Annotated in this window: 17 protein-coding genes; 3 read left to right on the top strand and 14 right to left on the bottom strand. The window is 56.1% G+C overall.

The window, feature by feature from the left end; translation table 11 throughout:
- Positions 1–39: 39 nt before the first annotated feature.
- The 3 genes from NQF86_RS06060 (at position 40) to NQF86_RS06050 (ending at position 8,238) form a co-directional block, all read left to right on the top strand.
- Positions 40–3,228: an efflux RND transporter permease subunit gene (locus NQF86_RS06060; RefSeq protein ID WP_266116723.1), complete on the top strand. Its 3,189-nt coding sequence runs from the start codon at positions 40–42 to the stop codon at positions 3,226–3,228.
- Positions 3,225–6,515, top strand: coding sequence for an efflux RND transporter permease subunit (locus NQF86_RS06055; protein WP_266116722.1), 3,291 nt, complete (start codon positions 3,225–3,227; stop codon positions 6,513–6,515). The genes NQF86_RS06060 and NQF86_RS06055 overlap by 4 nt, the downstream gene beginning before the upstream one ends.
- Before the next feature lie 202 nt (positions 6,516–6,717).
- On the top strand, positions 6,718–8,238 hold the full coding sequence (locus tag NQF86_RS06050) for an efflux transporter outer membrane subunit (RefSeq protein WP_266116721.1): 1,521 nt from the start codon (positions 6,718–6,720) through the stop codon (positions 8,236–8,238).
- A 71-nt stretch (positions 8,239–8,309) separates the two neighbouring features.
- Here NQF86_RS06050 and NQF86_RS06045 read toward each other — a convergent pair whose 3' ends face one another.
- From NQF86_RS06045 to rpsN, 14 genes are all read right to left on the bottom strand, one after another.
- Positions 8,310–8,477: a hypothetical protein gene (locus tag NQF86_RS06045; protein WP_266116720.1), complete on the bottom strand. Its 168-nt coding sequence runs from the start codon at positions 8,475–8,477 to the stop codon at positions 8,310–8,312.
- Between the two features lie 99 nt (positions 8,478–8,576).
- Positions 8,577–8,993: a 50S ribosomal protein L17 gene (gene rplQ / locus NQF86_RS06040; RefSeq protein WP_266116719.1), complete on the bottom strand. Its 417-nt coding sequence runs from the start codon at positions 8,991–8,993 to the stop codon at positions 8,577–8,579.
- A 43-nt stretch (positions 8,994–9,036) separates the two neighbouring features.
- On the bottom strand, positions 9,037–10,056 hold the full coding sequence (locus NQF86_RS06035) for a DNA-directed RNA polymerase subunit alpha (protein ID WP_266116718.1): 1,020 nt from the start codon (positions 10,054–10,056) through the stop codon (positions 9,037–9,039).
- Positions 10,057–10,196: 140 nt separating this feature from the next.
- The gene (gene rpsK / locus NQF86_RS06030) at positions 10,197–10,589 is read right to left on the bottom strand and encodes a 30S ribosomal protein S11 (RefSeq protein ID WP_043557862.1); all 393 of its coding nucleotides are present in this window, start codon (positions 10,587–10,589) and stop codon (positions 10,197–10,199) included.
- Positions 10,590–10,639: 50 nt separating this feature from the next.
- On the bottom strand, positions 10,640–11,017 hold the full coding sequence (gene rpsM / locus NQF86_RS06025) for a 30S ribosomal protein S13 (RefSeq protein ID WP_043558318.1): 378 nt from the start codon (positions 11,015–11,017) through the stop codon (positions 10,640–10,642).
- Positions 11,018–11,221: 204 nt separating this feature from the next.
- Positions 11,222–11,800, bottom strand: coding sequence for an adenylate kinase (locus NQF86_RS06020; protein ID WP_266116717.1), 579 nt, complete (start codon positions 11,798–11,800; stop codon positions 11,222–11,224).
- On the bottom strand, positions 11,797–13,173 hold the full coding sequence (gene secY, locus NQF86_RS06015; RefSeq protein ID WP_266116716.1) for a preprotein translocase subunit SecY: 1,377 nt from the start codon (positions 13,171–13,173) through the stop codon (positions 11,797–11,799). Before secY ends, NQF86_RS06020 begins: the two co-directional genes overlap by 4 nt.
- A gap of 95 nt (positions 13,174–13,268) precedes the next feature.
- Positions 13,269–13,757, bottom strand: coding sequence for a 50S ribosomal protein L15 (gene rplO, locus NQF86_RS06010; protein ID WP_266116715.1), 489 nt, complete (start codon positions 13,755–13,757; stop codon positions 13,269–13,271).
- Position 13,758: 1 nt separating this feature from the next.
- Complete coding sequence (gene rpmD / locus NQF86_RS06005) at positions 13,759–13,950, bottom strand: 50S ribosomal protein L30 (protein ID WP_077396243.1); 192 nt, start codon at positions 13,948–13,950, stop codon at positions 13,759–13,761.
- On the bottom strand, positions 13,943–14,512 hold the full coding sequence (gene rpsE, locus NQF86_RS06000) for a 30S ribosomal protein S5 (RefSeq protein ID WP_099026819.1): 570 nt from the start codon (positions 14,510–14,512) through the stop codon (positions 13,943–13,945). The genes rpmD and rpsE overlap by 8 nt, the downstream gene beginning before the upstream one ends.
- 12 nt (positions 14,513–14,524) lie before the next feature.
- Entirely contained in the window at positions 14,525–14,887 is a 363-nt protein-coding gene (rplR, locus tag NQF86_RS05995; protein WP_266116714.1) for a 50S ribosomal protein L18, read from the bottom strand.
- The gene (rplF, locus tag NQF86_RS05990; RefSeq protein ID WP_266116713.1) at positions 14,887–15,423 is read right to left on the bottom strand and encodes a 50S ribosomal protein L6; all 537 of its coding nucleotides are present in this window, start codon (positions 15,421–15,423) and stop codon (positions 14,887–14,889) included. Before rplF ends, rplR begins: the two co-directional genes overlap by 1 nt.
- Positions 15,424–15,432: 9 nt before the next feature.
- Positions 15,433–15,831, bottom strand: a complete 399-nt coding sequence (rpsH, locus tag NQF86_RS05985; protein ID WP_043557850.1) for a 30S ribosomal protein S8 — start codon at positions 15,829–15,831, stop codon at positions 15,433–15,435.
- 13 nt (positions 15,832–15,844) lie between these two features.
- Positions 15,845–16,150 (bottom strand): 30S ribosomal protein S14, encoded by a 306-nt coding sequence (rpsN, locus tag NQF86_RS05980; protein WP_043557849.1) that lies wholly within the window; start codon positions 16,148–16,150, stop codon positions 15,845–15,847.
- Positions 16,151–16,266 lie beyond the last annotated feature (116 nt).

The raw sequence follows: 16,266 nt of genomic DNA, 5'->3' as shown, positions 1-16,266 counted from the left end.
TCACCCTTTCCCTGCCTGCTGCCCGGAAGCCATGAGCCTGTGAATCCTTCACGCATCTTCATCGAACGTCCCGTTGCCACCAGCCTGCTCATGCTGGCCCTCATGCTGGCAGGCATTCTGGGCTATCACTTCCTGCCACTCTCGGCTCTGCCGGAAGTGGAATATCCTACCATCACCGTCTCCACCTTCTATCCCGGTGCCAGCCCGGACGTAATGAGCACGTCTGTCACGGCTCCACTGGAGACACAGCTGGGGCAGATGGCCGGGCTGGACCAGATGACGTCCCAGTCCTCTGGCGGGGCGTCCGTCATCACGCTACGGTTCGGCCTGAGCATGAAGATGGATATTGCCGAGCAGGAAGTGCAGGCTGCCATCAATAACGTGGGCTCTCTCCTGCCCAGCGACCTTCCGGCTCCTCCGATCTATGCCAAGGTCAATCCGGCAGATACCCCCGTGATGACACTGGGCATCACCTCCCGCACCATGCCCCTCCCGGAAGTGGAAGATTACGTCAACACACGGCTGGTCCAGAAGATCAGTCAGATTTCCGGGGTCGGTCTGGTCACGCTTTCCGGTGGTAACCGCAAGGCCTATCGGGTGCAGATCAACATCCCCAAACTGACTTCCTACGGCATGGCGCTGGACACAGTGCGGACCATCATCGGCACAGTGAACGTCAATTCCCCAACCGGAACATTCGATGGCCCCCAACACGCCACGTCCCTGCGCATTGACGGGCAGATACAATCTGTCGATCAGCTCATGAATCAGGTCATCGCCTATCAGAATAACGGGCCGATCCGCCTGCGGGATGTCGGACGTGTTGTGGAAGGCGCCGAAAACAACCAGCTTGCCGCATGGGCTAACAGGACGCCGGCCCTCATCCTCAACATCCAGCGGCAGCCCGGCGCTAATGTCATCTCCGTGGCAGACAATGTGCGGGCCATCCTGCCCCGGCTGAAACAGGACCTCCCTCCGGGCATCGATATCATCCCGCTGACAGACCGCACCACTACCATCCGTGCCTCCGTCAATGATGTGGGGTTCGAGCTCATGCTGGCCATGCTGCTCGTGGTAGGCGTGATCTTTGTCTTTCTCTGCAACATTCCAGCCACCATCATCCCCGGCCTCTCCGTTCCCCTGTCGCTGATCGGCACGCTCTCGGCGATGTATCTGCTGGGGTTCTCGCTGGATAACCTGTCCCTGATGTCCCTCACCATTGCCTCCGGCTTCGTGGTGGATGATGCCATCGTGGTGATTGAAAATATTTCCCGCTTCGTGGAAGCCGGAGAGGACCGCTACAGCGCCGCCCTGAAAGGGGCCAAGGAGATCGGTTTCACCATCATCTCCCTGACCGTATCGCTGATTGCCGTTCTTATCCCTCTGCTTTTCATGAGTGATGTCGTGGGACGGCTGTTCCATGAATTCGCCATGACACTGGCCATCACCATTTCCATCTCGGCCCTTGTCTCCATCACGCTCGTTCCCATGATGTGCGCCCGCATGCTGAGCGAGGCCGCTATTGGAAAGGAGAGCCCAACAGTGCAGACGGGCAGGCTGGCCCGCTTCGCCCGGCATGCCAACCGCCTCATGGATTGGTGCATCGGCCAGTATGACCGTGCCCTCTCCGTTGTTCTGCGACACCAGCCGCTCACGCTGGCCGCTACACTGGCCAGCATCATCGTTACCTGCCTGCTGGCATGGTCCATTCCCAAAGGCTTCTTCCCACCGCAGGACACGGGAGTCATACAGGGCATTTCTGTCATGCCAGCCAATATTTCCTTTGAAGGCATGAAAAAACGACAGGCCGAGCTGGGCAACCTGCTGCTTAAAGACCCGGATATTGTCAGCCTGTCATCCTTCATTGGCATTGATGGTCAGAACATGACCCTCAATTCAGGCCGGTTCCTCATCAATCTAAAACCAGAGAATAAGCGCACCAGCTCCCTCACCGCCATTCAGGCCCGGCTGGAGGCAGCCGCCACGGTGCTGCCGGGTGTCCGCCTCTATACTCAGCCCGTGCAGGACCTCTCGCTGGAATCCTCCGTCTCGGCCATGCAGTACCAGTTCATGCTGGAAACGCCCGATTATGACGATTTTTCACTCTGGGTTCCCCGTTTCCTTGATGCCCTGAAACATGAACCCTCCCTGAGCGGCGTCACCTCCGACCTTCAGGCGGACGGGCTGACGGCCATGCTCACGCTGGACCGCACCAACGGTGCCCGCTATTCCATCACGCCGCAGACAGTCGATAACCTGCTCTATGACAGTTTTGGTCAAAGGCAGGTATCCACCATCTACACGCAGTCCAACCAGTATCGTGTCATTCTGGAAGCCGACCCACGTTTCCAGAAAAACCAGAGCAGCCTCTCCCAGCTCTATCTTCCCGGCATTTCCTCCGAAGCAGGTGGAAGCACCAGCGGGCCATCCCGCCAGCCCACATCCGGGCTTGTACCGCTCCTTCAGGTAACCAGCATCAGCCGCCTTGTCTCGCCACTGCTCATCACCCATTTCGGGCAGTTCCCGGCCACGACCATTTCCTTCAATGTCGCACCGGGCCATGCTCTGGGGCAGGCTACAACGGCCATTGAACATATCCGCCAGAAGATCAACCTGCCCGGTACGTTCCAGACGGCGTTTCAGGGTACGGCAGCGGCCTTCCAGAACTCTCTGACCAATGAGCTGGGGCTTGTCATAGCCGCCATCGTGGCCGTCTATATCGTTCTGGGCATCCTGTATGAGAGCTTTATTCATCCCATCACGATCCTGTCCACGCTGCCTTCTGCGGCTATTGGGGCTCTGCTGGGACTTTATGCTTACGGGATGCCGCTGGACATCATGGGCATCATCGGCATTGTACTGCTCATCGGCATTGTGAAGAAAAATGCCATCATGATGATCGACTTCGCCCTTCAGGCGGAACGGCAGGAGAACCGCCCCCCTCTGGAGGCCATCCGTCAGGCGGCCCTGCTGCGTTTCCGCCCCATCCTCATGACCACCCTTGCCGCCCTTTTCGGGGCCCTGCCGCTCCTGTTCAGTGAAGGCACGGGGGCGGAGCTGCGCCGCCCGCTCGGTGTGGCTATTGTGTTCGGATTGATGCTGTCCCAGCTTCTCACCCTATTCACCACGCCGATCATCTATCTTTTCATGAACCAGTGCAGCCAAAAGTTACAGGAAACCCTCCGCAAGGGCCTCCAGAAAACCGGCCTGCCTGCTGATACACCGTGAAACTCATACGCCTGTTCGTCTCTCGCCCGGTCGGCACCATCCTGATGACGCTGGCCATGTTTCTGGCGGGCTGCCTTGGCTATGTGAACCTTCCGGTCTCTGACCTTCCTAATGTTGATTTCCCGGTCGTGATGGTCATTGCCAACCAGCCGGGCGGGTCCCCTTCCGAAATTGCCAGCACAATCGCCGAGCCTCTGGAGCGCCATCTGGGAGCCATTGCCGGTATTCGGGAAATCACGTCACAATCCACCGTTAACCAGACCCGCATCCTCCTTCAGTTCAATCTCTCACGAGACATCAACAGCGCCGCCCGTGATGTCCAATCCGCCCTGAGAGCCTCCCGGCAGGACCTGCCCACAACCCTGCGCAGCGACCCCAGCTACATAAAAGCCAATGCGAATGGACCGCCCATCATGGTCCTGACACTTACCTCCTCCACACGCACGCCTCAGCAGCTTTACGACTTCGCCAATAATGTCATCATGCCGGGGCTCAGTCAGGTGGAGGGTGTAGGCAATGTGGATATTCATGGCAGCGCCCTTCCTGCCGTGCGGGTGGAAATCAATCCGCTGCGCCTGTTCCGATACGGTATCGGTTTTGAGGACATACGGGCTGCCCTGACCTCCGCCAATGCCCACACACCCAAAGGCTTTATTGAAGTTCAGGGCCAGCGGCTTATCCTCGCCACTAACGATCAGGCCACGGAGGCGAGTGCCTATCGGTCGCTCATCATCGCCTATCGTGATTCACAGCCTGTCCGCCTGTCCGATGTTGCCGATGTGGTCGATGGGGCTGAAGACCTTCGGCAGGCCGGGTATGTTAATGGCAGACCAGACATCATCTGCACGGTCTATCCCCAGAGTGGCGCCAATGTCATCAAGACAACGGACGGGCTGAAAGCGCGTCTCCCCCTGCTACGTTCTGCATTACCCGGCAACACGCAGCTTGACCTCCAGCTGGACCGCTCCATCACCATCCGTGCCTCTCTGGCCGATACACAGCGCACGCTCATTCTCTCTGTTATGCTGGTCGTGCTCGTTGTGCTGCTTTTTTTACAGGATGGCGTTTCTGTCCTCATCCCGGCCATTGTCGTCCCGGCCTCCATCATCACCACCTTCGCCCTCATGCATCTTCTGGGGTATCAGCTCGACATCATGTCACTCATGGCGTTGACCATCGTGACGGGCTTCGTAGTGGATGACGCCATTGTCGTGCTGGAGAACATCACCCGCCACCGGGAAATGGGGAAATCAGCCCGACAGGCCGCCATAGACGGCGCTGGAGAGGTCGTTTTCACCGTCATCTCCATCACACTCTCCCTGATTGTAGTCTTTGTCCCCATCCTGCTGATGGAAGGCGTCTCTGGACTGTTCTTTCATGAGTTCGCCATGACGATCATTCTGGCGCTCTGTGTGTCCACAGTCCTCTCCCTCAGCCTGACACCCATGCTCAGCGCCCTGCTGCTCTCTGCGGAGGAACAGCTTCCCCGGTCAGGCTCAGGCCCTATAAGGCGGGTTCTGCGGTGGTGCGGAGACAGATTGGAACAGAGCTTCCAGAAACTGACAGCAGGCTATATGCGGTCGCTTCATGTTGTCATGAACCATCCGAAGACAGTGCTGCTTTCCCTGCCGCTTAGCCTCATTCTGGCGGGCTGGCTCTTTACCCTTCTCCCCAAGGAGCTATTCCCCCAGCAGGATCAGAGCATGATTATGGGAAGGCTGGTGGCGGATCAGGACATATCCTTCCATGCCCTTCAGGCACTGACCATCAAAGTGGAGAAACGGCTTGCAAAGGACCCGGATGTCATCAGCGTCATTGGCGGGCCGGGGAAACGATCAGCCAATGCGGTGAATCTGTTTGTCACGCTGAAACCCAAAAATGAACGAAAAGACGATATCTCGGTCACGATCAACCGGCTCAATCACATTTTCCGTCACAAGGCAGGCCTGTCCATCCGGTTGCGGCTCCCCAGCCTGATTGGTGGTGGTGCCCACTCAACCGATGGAGCCTATCAATACAGCCTTCAGGGCAGCTCCGCTGAGGAGCTATACCAATGGACACCCCGGGTCGTAGAAGCCCTATCTCACCTGCCAATGCTGACAGATGTAACCTCCGACATGGAACAGGGCGGCAGGGGCATCACGCTGGCCATCACCCGGGACATGGAAGCCCGCTACAGCATCACGCCCCAGCTTGTCAGCAATGCCCTCTATGATGCATTCGGGCAGCGAAGCGCCTCTGTCATCTATGAGCCACTCAACCAATATCGTGTCATCATGGAGGCCGCACCGATCTTCTGGGCCAATCCTGCCTTTTTGGAGCAGATGCGTGTCAGCATCACGGGCGGGACGGCCAACGGTGCCTATGCCTCCAATAATATCCGTGTACGCGCCAGCACAGTCCCATCCTCCGCACCGCCCTCGCAGAGCCAACTTTCCTATCTGAACTCCGTTGCCAATGCGCTGGCAGGCGGCAAATCCGCTTCTAGCGGCTCTGCCGTGACAACACGCAGCGAAACCATGGTCCCCCTTTCCCTGCTTGGCCCGCTGAAGCAGGTTACAGACCCTCTGTCCGTCAACCATCAGGGGCAGTTCGTGGCCACTACCGTGTCCTTCAACCTCGCACCGGGGGCATCGCTAGGTCCGGCCATACAGGCCGTGGAAGAAGCCATGGTCCGCCTTCACCTGCCCAACGACATACAAGGCGGCTTTACCGGCAATGCCGCCAGCCTTCAGAAATCCGTCAGCCGGGAGCCACTGCTTATCCTTTCCGCTCTGGTGGCCGTCTATGTCGTTCTTGGTGTCCTGTACGAGAGTTTAATTCATCCTCTGACTATTCTTTCCACACTACCCTCTGCGGGTGTGGGGGCCCTTCTGGCTGTGGCCCTGTTCGGGCAGCCCTTCTCCCTGCTGACCCTGATCGGCGTCATCCTGCTCATCGGCATCGTGAAGAAAAATGCCATCATGCTGATCGACTTCGCCACTCATGCCCGCCACAAAGGAAAGACAGCAGAAGAAGCCATTCTAGCCGCCAGCCACCTCCGCTTCCGCCCCATTCTCATGACCACCTTTGCGGCAGCCCTTGGAGCCGTCCCCCTCCTGATTGGCGGTGATTATGGCAGCGAAATGCGTCAGCCTCTTGGCCTCTCCATCCTTGGTGGCCTCTGCCTTAGCCAGCTCCTGACCCTCTATACAACCCCTGTCGTCTATCTCTCTCTTGACCGTCTCAGCTATAGAGTAAAACAGCGCTTCTTCAAAAAACGTAAACAGCGTGCCCCGTCATCCTGATACGGCCTTACAAGACACCACATCCTGCCTTTCTTTCTACACAAGATACCGCTAGCACCCTGCCGGAACAGTCCCGATATCCACCGGCGTGTAATGCTCTCTTTATTCTAAAAAAGTAATAATGCTCATGAATGCATCTTCATCTGATATAACGCCTCCTCGGACTACGGATCACCCTACCCACCATAACGCCCGGATTTTCATGTCGTTTCCCTTTCGTGCTGCCCGCATCGCCGTTCTGACAACTGGTCTGCTCGCCACATTAGGGGGCTGTATGGTCGGGCCGGACTATCACAGGCCTCAGGCAATCATTTCACCCCGCTTTAAGGAAGCACCTCCCCCGGCAGGCTGGATAAAAGCCAACCCGGCCATGAGCAACATGCCCAAAGGAGACTGGTGGAAGGTCTTTAATGATCCAACACTGGATCAACTGGAAGAAGAAGTCAGCCGCTCCAACCAGAGCCTGAAACAATATGAGGCTCAGTATCGCAAGGCACGGGCTATGATCGATTCCGTGCGCTCCAGCCTCTTTCCCACACTAAACGGAAAATTCGGTTTCAACCGCAATTCCAGCGGCGGCAGGACCAGCAGCGGCCTGAATGCTGACCCCCATACCTTCACCACGACCACCAACACGTGGACCATGGGCCCCAGTGCGAGCTGGACGATAGATGTCTGGGGCATGATACGGCGGCAGATTGAACAGCAGGTTAGCTCTACACAGTCCAGTGCCGCCCTGCTGGCCAATATGCGGCTCTCCTACCAGCTGGAGCTGGCCACGGACTATATGAACCTGCGCTATCAGGACAGTCTGATCGACCTGTTCCAGCGCAATGTCGGGCTGTACAAGCGCAACCTTGAAATTCTCAGCAATCAGCTTGCGGCTGGTGTTGCTGACCCCACCAGCGTTCTACAGGCGAAGTATCAGCTCGAATCCACACAGGCCAGCCTCTCTAATGCACATGTGGCCCGTGCTCAATATGAACATGCCATTGCCGTGCTGATAGGGCGCCCTCCGGCTGATCTGACCATTGCTCATGCCCCCCTGCCCTTTACCCTGCCCCCCATTCCGCAGTTTCTACCCTCTGACCTATTGCAGAGGCGCCCGGACATTGCTCAGGCAGAAAGGGAAATGGAAGGCTATAATGCCGAGATCGGCTATGAGATCGGGGCTTTCTATCCGCAGATCACACTTTCGGCCAGCTATGGCTATAGCGGGAACCCCCTTCAGCATCTGGTGCAGCTTGCCACCCGAACATGGTCCCTTGGCGCTGCCGCTAGTGAGACACTCTTTAATGGTGGGGCACGATCAGCCGCTGTACGAGAAGCTGAAGCCGATTATGACAATGCCGTTGCCAATTACCGCCAGGTTGTCCTGAAGGCATTGCAGGACACGGAAGATCAGCTCTCTAACCTGCATTATCTTGGTGACCAGATGACCTACCAGAATCAGGCCATAGAAAGCGCAAACCGTGCCATTGAAGTCTCCATGAACGAATATCTGGCAGGGACACAGATCTACACCACAGTCATCACGGCACAGCAGACGGCCCTGCAATATGAAGAAACCCGCCTGCAGATACAGCAGCAGCGTGTTGTCAGCGTCATCCGCCTGATTACCGATATTGGTGGTGGTTGGGACGACAGCCAGCTCCCCAGCAAGGATTCCCTCCAGACGGATAATCCCTTCCTGCCCAGCTTCATCCAGAAAGACAAAAACTGACATAAAAAAAGCGTTCTTCCCCATGATGGAGAAAAACGCTTTTTCAGGCTCATGAAGCGGCCTCTGCTTTTTCAGGAGGCCTTCTTGGCCCGACAGCATTTGCTCTCTCGCCCGTAGAGCAGCCCCATGAAAAAAGCAAATCCAGCCCATCCCCATGGATGGTCCATCACCAGATCTTCAATTACGTCCTTAACCAGCCCAAAAATCGGACGGCATACGTTCTTCAGATTAGAACTCATGGTGTCACCTGCTTTTCTATCGGGTACTCTCACCGCGTGAAAAAAGGCCGATGCCTGATGGCACCGACCTTTCCTTTATTCTCCTATTGGAGAAAAAGCTCAAGCAGCTTCCTGTTCTTCAACCTGAACAGCACCGCTATCTTTGCCCTTGGCTTCGACATTGCGGTCAACCAGCTCGATCACAGCCATGTCAGCATTATCGCCATAGCGCACACCAGCCTTCAGCACGCGGCTGTAGCCACCGGCACGGTTAGCGTAACGCTGACCGAGCTCGGAGAACAGCTTGGCAACGATGGCATCGTCACGCAGCTGCGCAAAAGCCTGACGACGTGCATGCAGCGTGCCACGCTTTGCCAGCGTGATCAGCTTTTCAACAACCGGGCGAAGCTCTTTAGCCTTCGGCAGTGTTGTGGAAATCTGCTCATGCTTGATGAGAGCAACAGCCATGTTGCGGAACATCGCAGCGCGATGAGTGGAGGTGACGCCAAGTTTACGTCCGCTCAGATTATGACGCATTTTGTTTCCCTAATCCTTTACCCGAACTTCCCAGCCGGGGTTCTTAGAATGTCTCGTCGAGACGCCGGGCCAGATCCTCGATGCTCTCCGGCGGCCATGCCGGGACATTCATCCCCAGCGAAAGCCCCATGCCCGTGAGCACTTCCTTGATCTCATTCAGCGACTTACGACCAAAATTCGGAGTCCGCAGCATTTCCTGCTCGCTCTTCTGCACGAGATCGCCAATATACACGATATTGTCGTTCTTCAGGCAGTTCGCGCTACGCACGGAAAGCTCAAGCTCATCCACCTTACGCAGAAGGTGACGGCTGAACGGCAGATCGTCCTGCGGCTCCTCGTTCTGAACCGGACGAGGCTCATCGAAGTTAATAAAGAGCTGGAGCTGATCCTGCATGATGCGGGCAGCCAGTGCCAGAGCATCTTCCGGTGTCACAACACCGTTTGTCTCCACACTCAGCAGCAGCCTGTCATAGTCGGTGACCTGACCAACACGGGTCGGCTCCACCTTGTAGGAAACACGCTGCACAGGTGAATAGATCGCATCGATGGGAATCAGACCGATTGGCGCATCATCCGGACGGTTGGCAGAGGCAGGAACGTAGCCCTTACCCATGTTCACCGTGAATTCCATGCCAAGCTTGACATCATCATCAAGCGTGCAGATCACCAGATCCGGATTCATGATCTCAATGTCATGGCCCGTCTGAATCTGCCCAGCCGTTACTTCCCCCGGCCCAGTGGCCGTAAGAACCATACGCTTCGGCCCTTCACCATGCATGCGCAGAGCAAGCTGCTTCACGTTCAGCACGATGTCGGTCACATCCTCACGCACTCCCGCCACAGACGAGAACTCATGCAGGACCCCATCAATCTGGATGGCCGTAACAGCAGCACCCTGAAGGGAAGAAAGAAGAATACGGCGCAGGGCGTTGCCCATTGTCAGACCAAAACCACGCTCAAGCGGTTCTGCAACAATGGTTGCCATGCGGGAAGGAACCGGGCCGGGCTCGACCTCAAGCTTCTCCGGTTTGATGAGAGACTGCCAGTTTTTCTGGAGAACCAAGATCATGGCCTTTCAAACAACGAAGCCCGCCAAAGGTGGCGGCGCCAGGCCCGCACATATGTGCGGTACAAACTCACCAAGGTTACTCTGGCTGCACCATCCATTCGTGACAGCCAGAACAACCAGATTATACGCCTGGATTAGACGCGGCGACGCTTGCGCGGACGGCAACCGTTATGTGGCACCGGCGTCATGTCGCGGATGGATGTGATCGTGAAACCAACAGCCTGGAGAGCACGCAGTGCGCTCTCACGCCCTGAACCCGGACCGGAAACTTCGATCTCCAGAGTCTCCATGCCATGCTCACGAGCCTTACGGCCAGCATCCTCAGCAGCCACCTGAGCAGCATACGGAGTGGACTTACGGGAACCCTTGAAGCCCTGTGCGCCAGAAGAAGACCATGCGATAGCGTTGCCCTGGGCATCAGCGATCGTGATCATCGTGTTGTTAAAGGTGGAAAGAACGTGAGCAACACCGGAAATGATGTTTTTACGTTCCTTCTTACGGATACGCGGTGCGGCAGCCTTGGCCATAATATGCTTGTCCTACTAAATCTGCGATAGCGTGAAAGAAGCAGCGCCTATTAGCGTGTTGCTTTCTTCTTACCTGCAATGGCAACAGCCTTACCCTTACGGGTACGGGCGTTGGTATGCGTACGCTGACCACGAACCGGCAGACCGCGACGATGACGCAGGCCACGATAGCAGCCGAGGTCCATCAGACGCTTGATGTTCATCGCCGTCTCACGACGGAGATCACCTTCCACACGATAATCACTGTCGATCAGGTCACGAATCTTCGTCACCTCATCGTCAGAGAGTTCATTCACGCGCTTGGCATTGTCGATACCGAGCTTCTCACAGATAGCCTGTGCGCTCGACGGACCAATGCCATAAACATAGCGCAGACCGATGACCACCCGTTTGTTGGTCGGAATGTTTACGCCGGCAATACGTGCCACGCCAATTCTCCCATCCACACGGCTCATGCCGTGTTTACAAAAATCTTTGTCTGACCGGACCATGGCCGCTCACCGGCGTCGGTCCCCAGAACGATTCCAGCCCCTGTAACCAGGACCATACGTTCATCTCATGCTGGGCGAATATACTGCCCTGTCAGACAAGTCAAACATTAACGATCACTTTTTAGTGATCGACTCATTCACTCAGGCTGTGACCTGATCGAGAATAGCATCAATTGCCTTCCCGACCGTTTCAACATCCTGCATACCATCCACACGCTTCAGGCGACCATTCTGCTCATAATAGGGCAGGATGGGAGCAGTCTGCTTGCGATAGGCTTCCAGACGTGAGTGGATCACTTCTGGATGATCATCCGCACGCCGTGAACCATCCTCATGCTGACGCTCTGAGAGACGCTTCACCAAGGCATCTTCATCAACCTCAAGCAGAATGACAGCATCAATCTTCAGGTTCTGCTCTTTCAGCATGGAATCCAGAATCTCGGCTTGGCTCTCAGTGCGCGGGAAGCCGTCAAGAATGACGCCCCGTTCACAGTCAGGCTGAGCGATCCTGTTCTCAATCATCTGAACAATGATCGGATCAGGGACAAAATGCCCCTTCTCCATCAGCTCCTTCACCTGCAAGCCAATCGGTGACTGAGCCTTTACCTCAGCACGCAGCATATCCCCCGTGGAGATCTGCTTCATGCCACGGTTTGCCTCCAACCGTTTCGCCTGAGTTCCTTTGCCCGCACCAGGCGGACCAAGAAGAATAATATTCAACGTAGCTTCCTTCTTTCCTTACCACCCCGGCCACGCGTGCCCTTGCGGCCCCGCTGCTTGCGGATCAATCCCTGATATTGATGTGCCACAAGATGAGATTGAACCTGTGTCACGGTATCAATTGTCACCGACACGATGATGATCAGGCTGGTCCCACCAAAATAGAATGGCACATTGTATTTATTGATCAGGAACTGGGGCAGAAGACAGACCAGCACCATATAGGCGGCACCGATTGTTGTCAGTCTTGAGAGGATCTTATCGAAATAGCGGGCTGTATTAGCACCCGGCCGGATACCCGGCACAAAACCACCCTGTTTCCTCAAATTTTCAGCTGTTTCTTCCGGGTTGAAAGTCACCGCTGCATAAAAATAGGAAAAGAAGATGATCATGAGGGCGTAAAACGCCATGTAAAGCGGCTGCCCCTGTGAGAGCCACTGCCCGACATGCCCCAGCACACCACCATTATTATGCATGAAACCGGATAATGTAGCCGGCACCAGCAGAACGGATGATGCAAAGATAGGTGGGATAACGCCCGCTGTGTTGACCTTCAGCGGCATATGGGTGGAATCACCACCATAAATACGATTACCCACCTGGCGTTTAGGATACTGGATCACCACACGCCGCTGTGCCTGCTCCATGAACACGATAAAAGCAATGACCAGCAGAGCCAGGAGCAGAAAGACCACAACAAAAATCGGTGACAATGCCCCGGTTCGTCCCAGCTCCAACAGGCTACCAAGAGCATGCGGAAGGTTAGCAACGATACCAGAGAAAATAATCAGCGAAATGCCGTTCCCGATCCCTCGGGAGGTTATCTGTTCACCCAGCCACATCAGGAACAAAGTGCCTGTTACCAGCATCACGACGTAAGAGACGAGGAAAGTCGGCCCCGGTGAAATCACCGCACTCAGCCCTGCCTGGGTATGCATGCTGCCCAGCCCCATGGCAAAGCCATAAGCCTGCACAATGGCAATCAAAACCGTCAGATAGCGGGTATACTGATTGAGTTTCTTACGTCCACTCTCCCCCTCTTTCTTCAGCGCTTCCATAGAAGGCAGCGCAGTGGAAAGAAGCTGGATAATGATAGACGCACTGATATAGGGCATGATGTTGAGGGCAAAGATCGTCATGCGGCCCAGAGCACCACCCGTGAACATGTCCAGCATGCCCAGAATGCCACCCTCATGGGCTCCAACGAGCTGCCCCAACACGGAGGCATCAATACCCGGAACCGGGATGAATGTGCCCAGTCGATAAACAATCAACGCACCCAGTGTAAACCAGATCCGTTTTTTCAGCTCCGTCGCCTTCGCAAAGGCACCCATATTCAGGTTACCGGCCAGCTGTTCTGCGGCAGAAGCCATCTCCCCGTCCTTTCATGAAAACAGCGCCGCCGCACAGATGTACGGGACGCTGTTCACTAGTTCACCGTCGTCCCAGCAAGCTGGGCAGGACAGGCTCAGGCTTCAGCCTGAGCATCCTTTTTCGCAGCAAGAACCTTCACAGAGCCACCGGCCTTCTCAACTGCGGCCACAGCTGCAGCAGAAGCACCAGAAACCTCAAAGGTCACACCCTGGGAGAGCTCACCTTTTGCCAGAAGCCGGATACCAGCAACCTTGCGGCTACCAACCAGACCAGCCTTGCGCAGTGCTTCCTCGTTTACAGGAGCAGAAGCGGAAAGCTTACCGGCTTCCAGAGCCCTGTTTACGGCACCGATATTAACCGCCGCATATTCCTTACGGAAAATGTTGACGAAGCCACGCTTCGGCATACGACGGTAGATCGGCAGCTGACCACCTTCAAAGCCATTGATAGACACGCCTGAACGCGCCTTCTGACCTTTGTGACCTTTCCCGGAAGTTTTGCCCTTACCGGAACCGATACCACGCCCGAGACGCTTCTTGCGATAGCGAGCCCCGGCGTTATCACACAATTCATTCAGGTTCATATCAACCCTCCACCTTCACCAGGTGGGACACCTTGCGGATCATGCCACGGACAGAAGAGGTATCCTCCAGCTCACGGCTGGAACCGATGCCACGAAGGCCCAGTCCCTTTACCGTCTCCGCCTGACCCGGTTTGGAACCGATCACAGAAGCGATCTGCGTCACCCGGATTGTCTTACCTTTTGTCTCAGACATTGGCAGCCTCCGTTTCTGACTGCTCACGACGTCCGAACAGCTCGAATGTCTTCTTGCCACGGCGTGCCGCTACCTGACGCGGGCTGCTTGCACGCTCAAGAGCGTCAAAAGCGGCCTTAATCATGTTATGCGGGTTCCGGGTACCCAGGCTCTTAGCAACAACGTCGCTCACACCCAGGCTTTCGAAGACAGCACGGATCGGACCACCAGCGATGATCCCCGTACCAGCCTCAGCCGCACGCACAACAACTTCACCAGCACCAAAGCGGCCCACTGCATCATGATGCAGAGTACGGCCCTCTTTCATCGGCACACGGATCATGTTGCGACGGGCGCGCTCAGTTGCCTTACGGATAGCCTCGGGCACCTCACGGGCCTTACCAGCACCATAACCAACGCGGCCCTTCTGGTCACCAACGACAACCAGAGCAGCGAAGGCAAAGCGCCGACCACCCTTAACAACCTTGGCGACACGGTTGATGGTTACCAGCTTATCAACCAGCTCATCACCCTGCTCGCGCTCACGACCACCACGGCCGCCTTCTCTTGGCTCACGTGCCATGTGTGATCCTCCTTAGAAAGACAGCCCGCCCTCACGGGCAGCCTCTGCCAGGGCTTTCACCCGGCCATGATAGAGATAGGAGCCACGGTCGAACACGACTTCCTTGACCCCAGCCTTTACAGCGCGCTCGGCAACCAGCTTACCAATGACGGTAGCTGCTGCGATGTCCGCACCCGTCTTACCGGCTTCACGAACAGTCTTCTCAAGCGTAGAGGCGCTGGCCAGCGTAACCCCACGAGCATCGTCGATGACCTGGACGTGGATATTCTTGCTGGAACGGAAGACCGACAAACGCGGCCGGCCGCCGCTCTTGCGACGAAGCTGGAAACGCAGCCGCTTGCGGCGGCGTTCCTGCAATCCTTGCAGCGATGCCATTACTTCTTCTTACCTTCTTTCTGACGCAGAACTTCGGTCTCATAACGGACACCCTTGCCCTTATAGGGCTCAGGCTTACGGAAGCTGCGGATATCCAGAGCTACCTGACCAACGCGCTGCTTATCGTTACCGTCAACAAGAATTGCCGTTGGACGCGGTGTTGTGATCTTCACATCAGACGGGATCGGATAGACCACATCGTGAGAGAAGCCGAGGTTCATAACCAGATTGGAACCCTGAACAGCAGCACGGAAACCCGTACCCTGAATTTCAAGACCCTTCTGGAAACCTTCGGAAACACCCTTGACCATATTGGCGAACACCGCACGGGATGTCCCCCACATCGTCCAGCTCTTGTTGGTACGCCCACCCAGAGGGGAAACAGTGATCTTACCGTCCGCAATCTTCACATCAACATGAGAAGACACCGGCACGCTCAGTTCACCACGTTTACCCTTAACGTGGAACATACCGTCTTTAACAGTTGCTTCCACGCCTGCGGGGAGCTCAATAGGATACTTACCTACGCGAGACATATTCCCTCCTTAGAAGACGCGGCAGAGGATCTCGCCACCAACATTGGCAGCCCGAGCCTCAACGTCTGAAAGAACACCACGCGGCGTGGACAGGATGGAAACACCCAGGCCAGCATAAACGCGCGGCAGCTCTTTAATTTTGGAGTACACACGGCGACCCGGACGAGACACGCGATGAATTTCGCGGATCACAGGCTGACCATCAGTGTACTTCAGCTCGATGCGGAACTGGGAAATGCCCTTGCGGACTTCCTCGGTTGTGTAACCGCGGATATATCCTTCGCGCTTCAGTGCTTCAAGAACACTGGCACGCAGCTTGGACGCCGGAGCAACGCAGGCAGCATGGCGGGCACGCTGAGCGTTACGGACCCGGGTGAGCATATCACCCAAAGGATCAGACATAGACATTCAGACTACCCTTTTACCAGCTGGACTTGACCATGCCGGGGATCTGCCCCGTAGAAGCAAGGTCACGCAGAGCAATACGGCACAGCTCAAACTTACGGTAGTTCCCACGGGGACGACCTGTCAGTTTGCAACGCAGACGCACACGAGTCTGAGACCCATTGCGTGGCAGCTTGGCCAGTTTAAGTGTCGCTTCAAAACGCTCCTCCATGGAGAGAGAGCGGTTCTTGATAGTATTTTTGAGAGCGGTCCGCTTTTCAAGGTCACGCTGCGCCATGGCAGCACGACGATTATTACGGTTCACCGCAGAGACTTTCGCCATCTCGAATCTTCTCCCGGAACCTGTCAGGCCTATCCCGACGGTTTTCCAATCACCGGACTTGTAACGGAGATTCCCCCCTCATGTGAAGGGGGAAAGTCCATTTTTCCGTGATTGAT

Source organism: Bombella pluederhausensis, from assembly GCF_026385525.1.
Classification (GTDB): domain Bacteria; phylum Pseudomonadota; class Alphaproteobacteria; order Acetobacterales; family Acetobacteraceae; genus Bombella; species Bombella pluederhausensis.
Note: the sequence above shows the minus strand (reverse complement) of the source record. Positions and strands in the feature narration are given on the sequence as shown.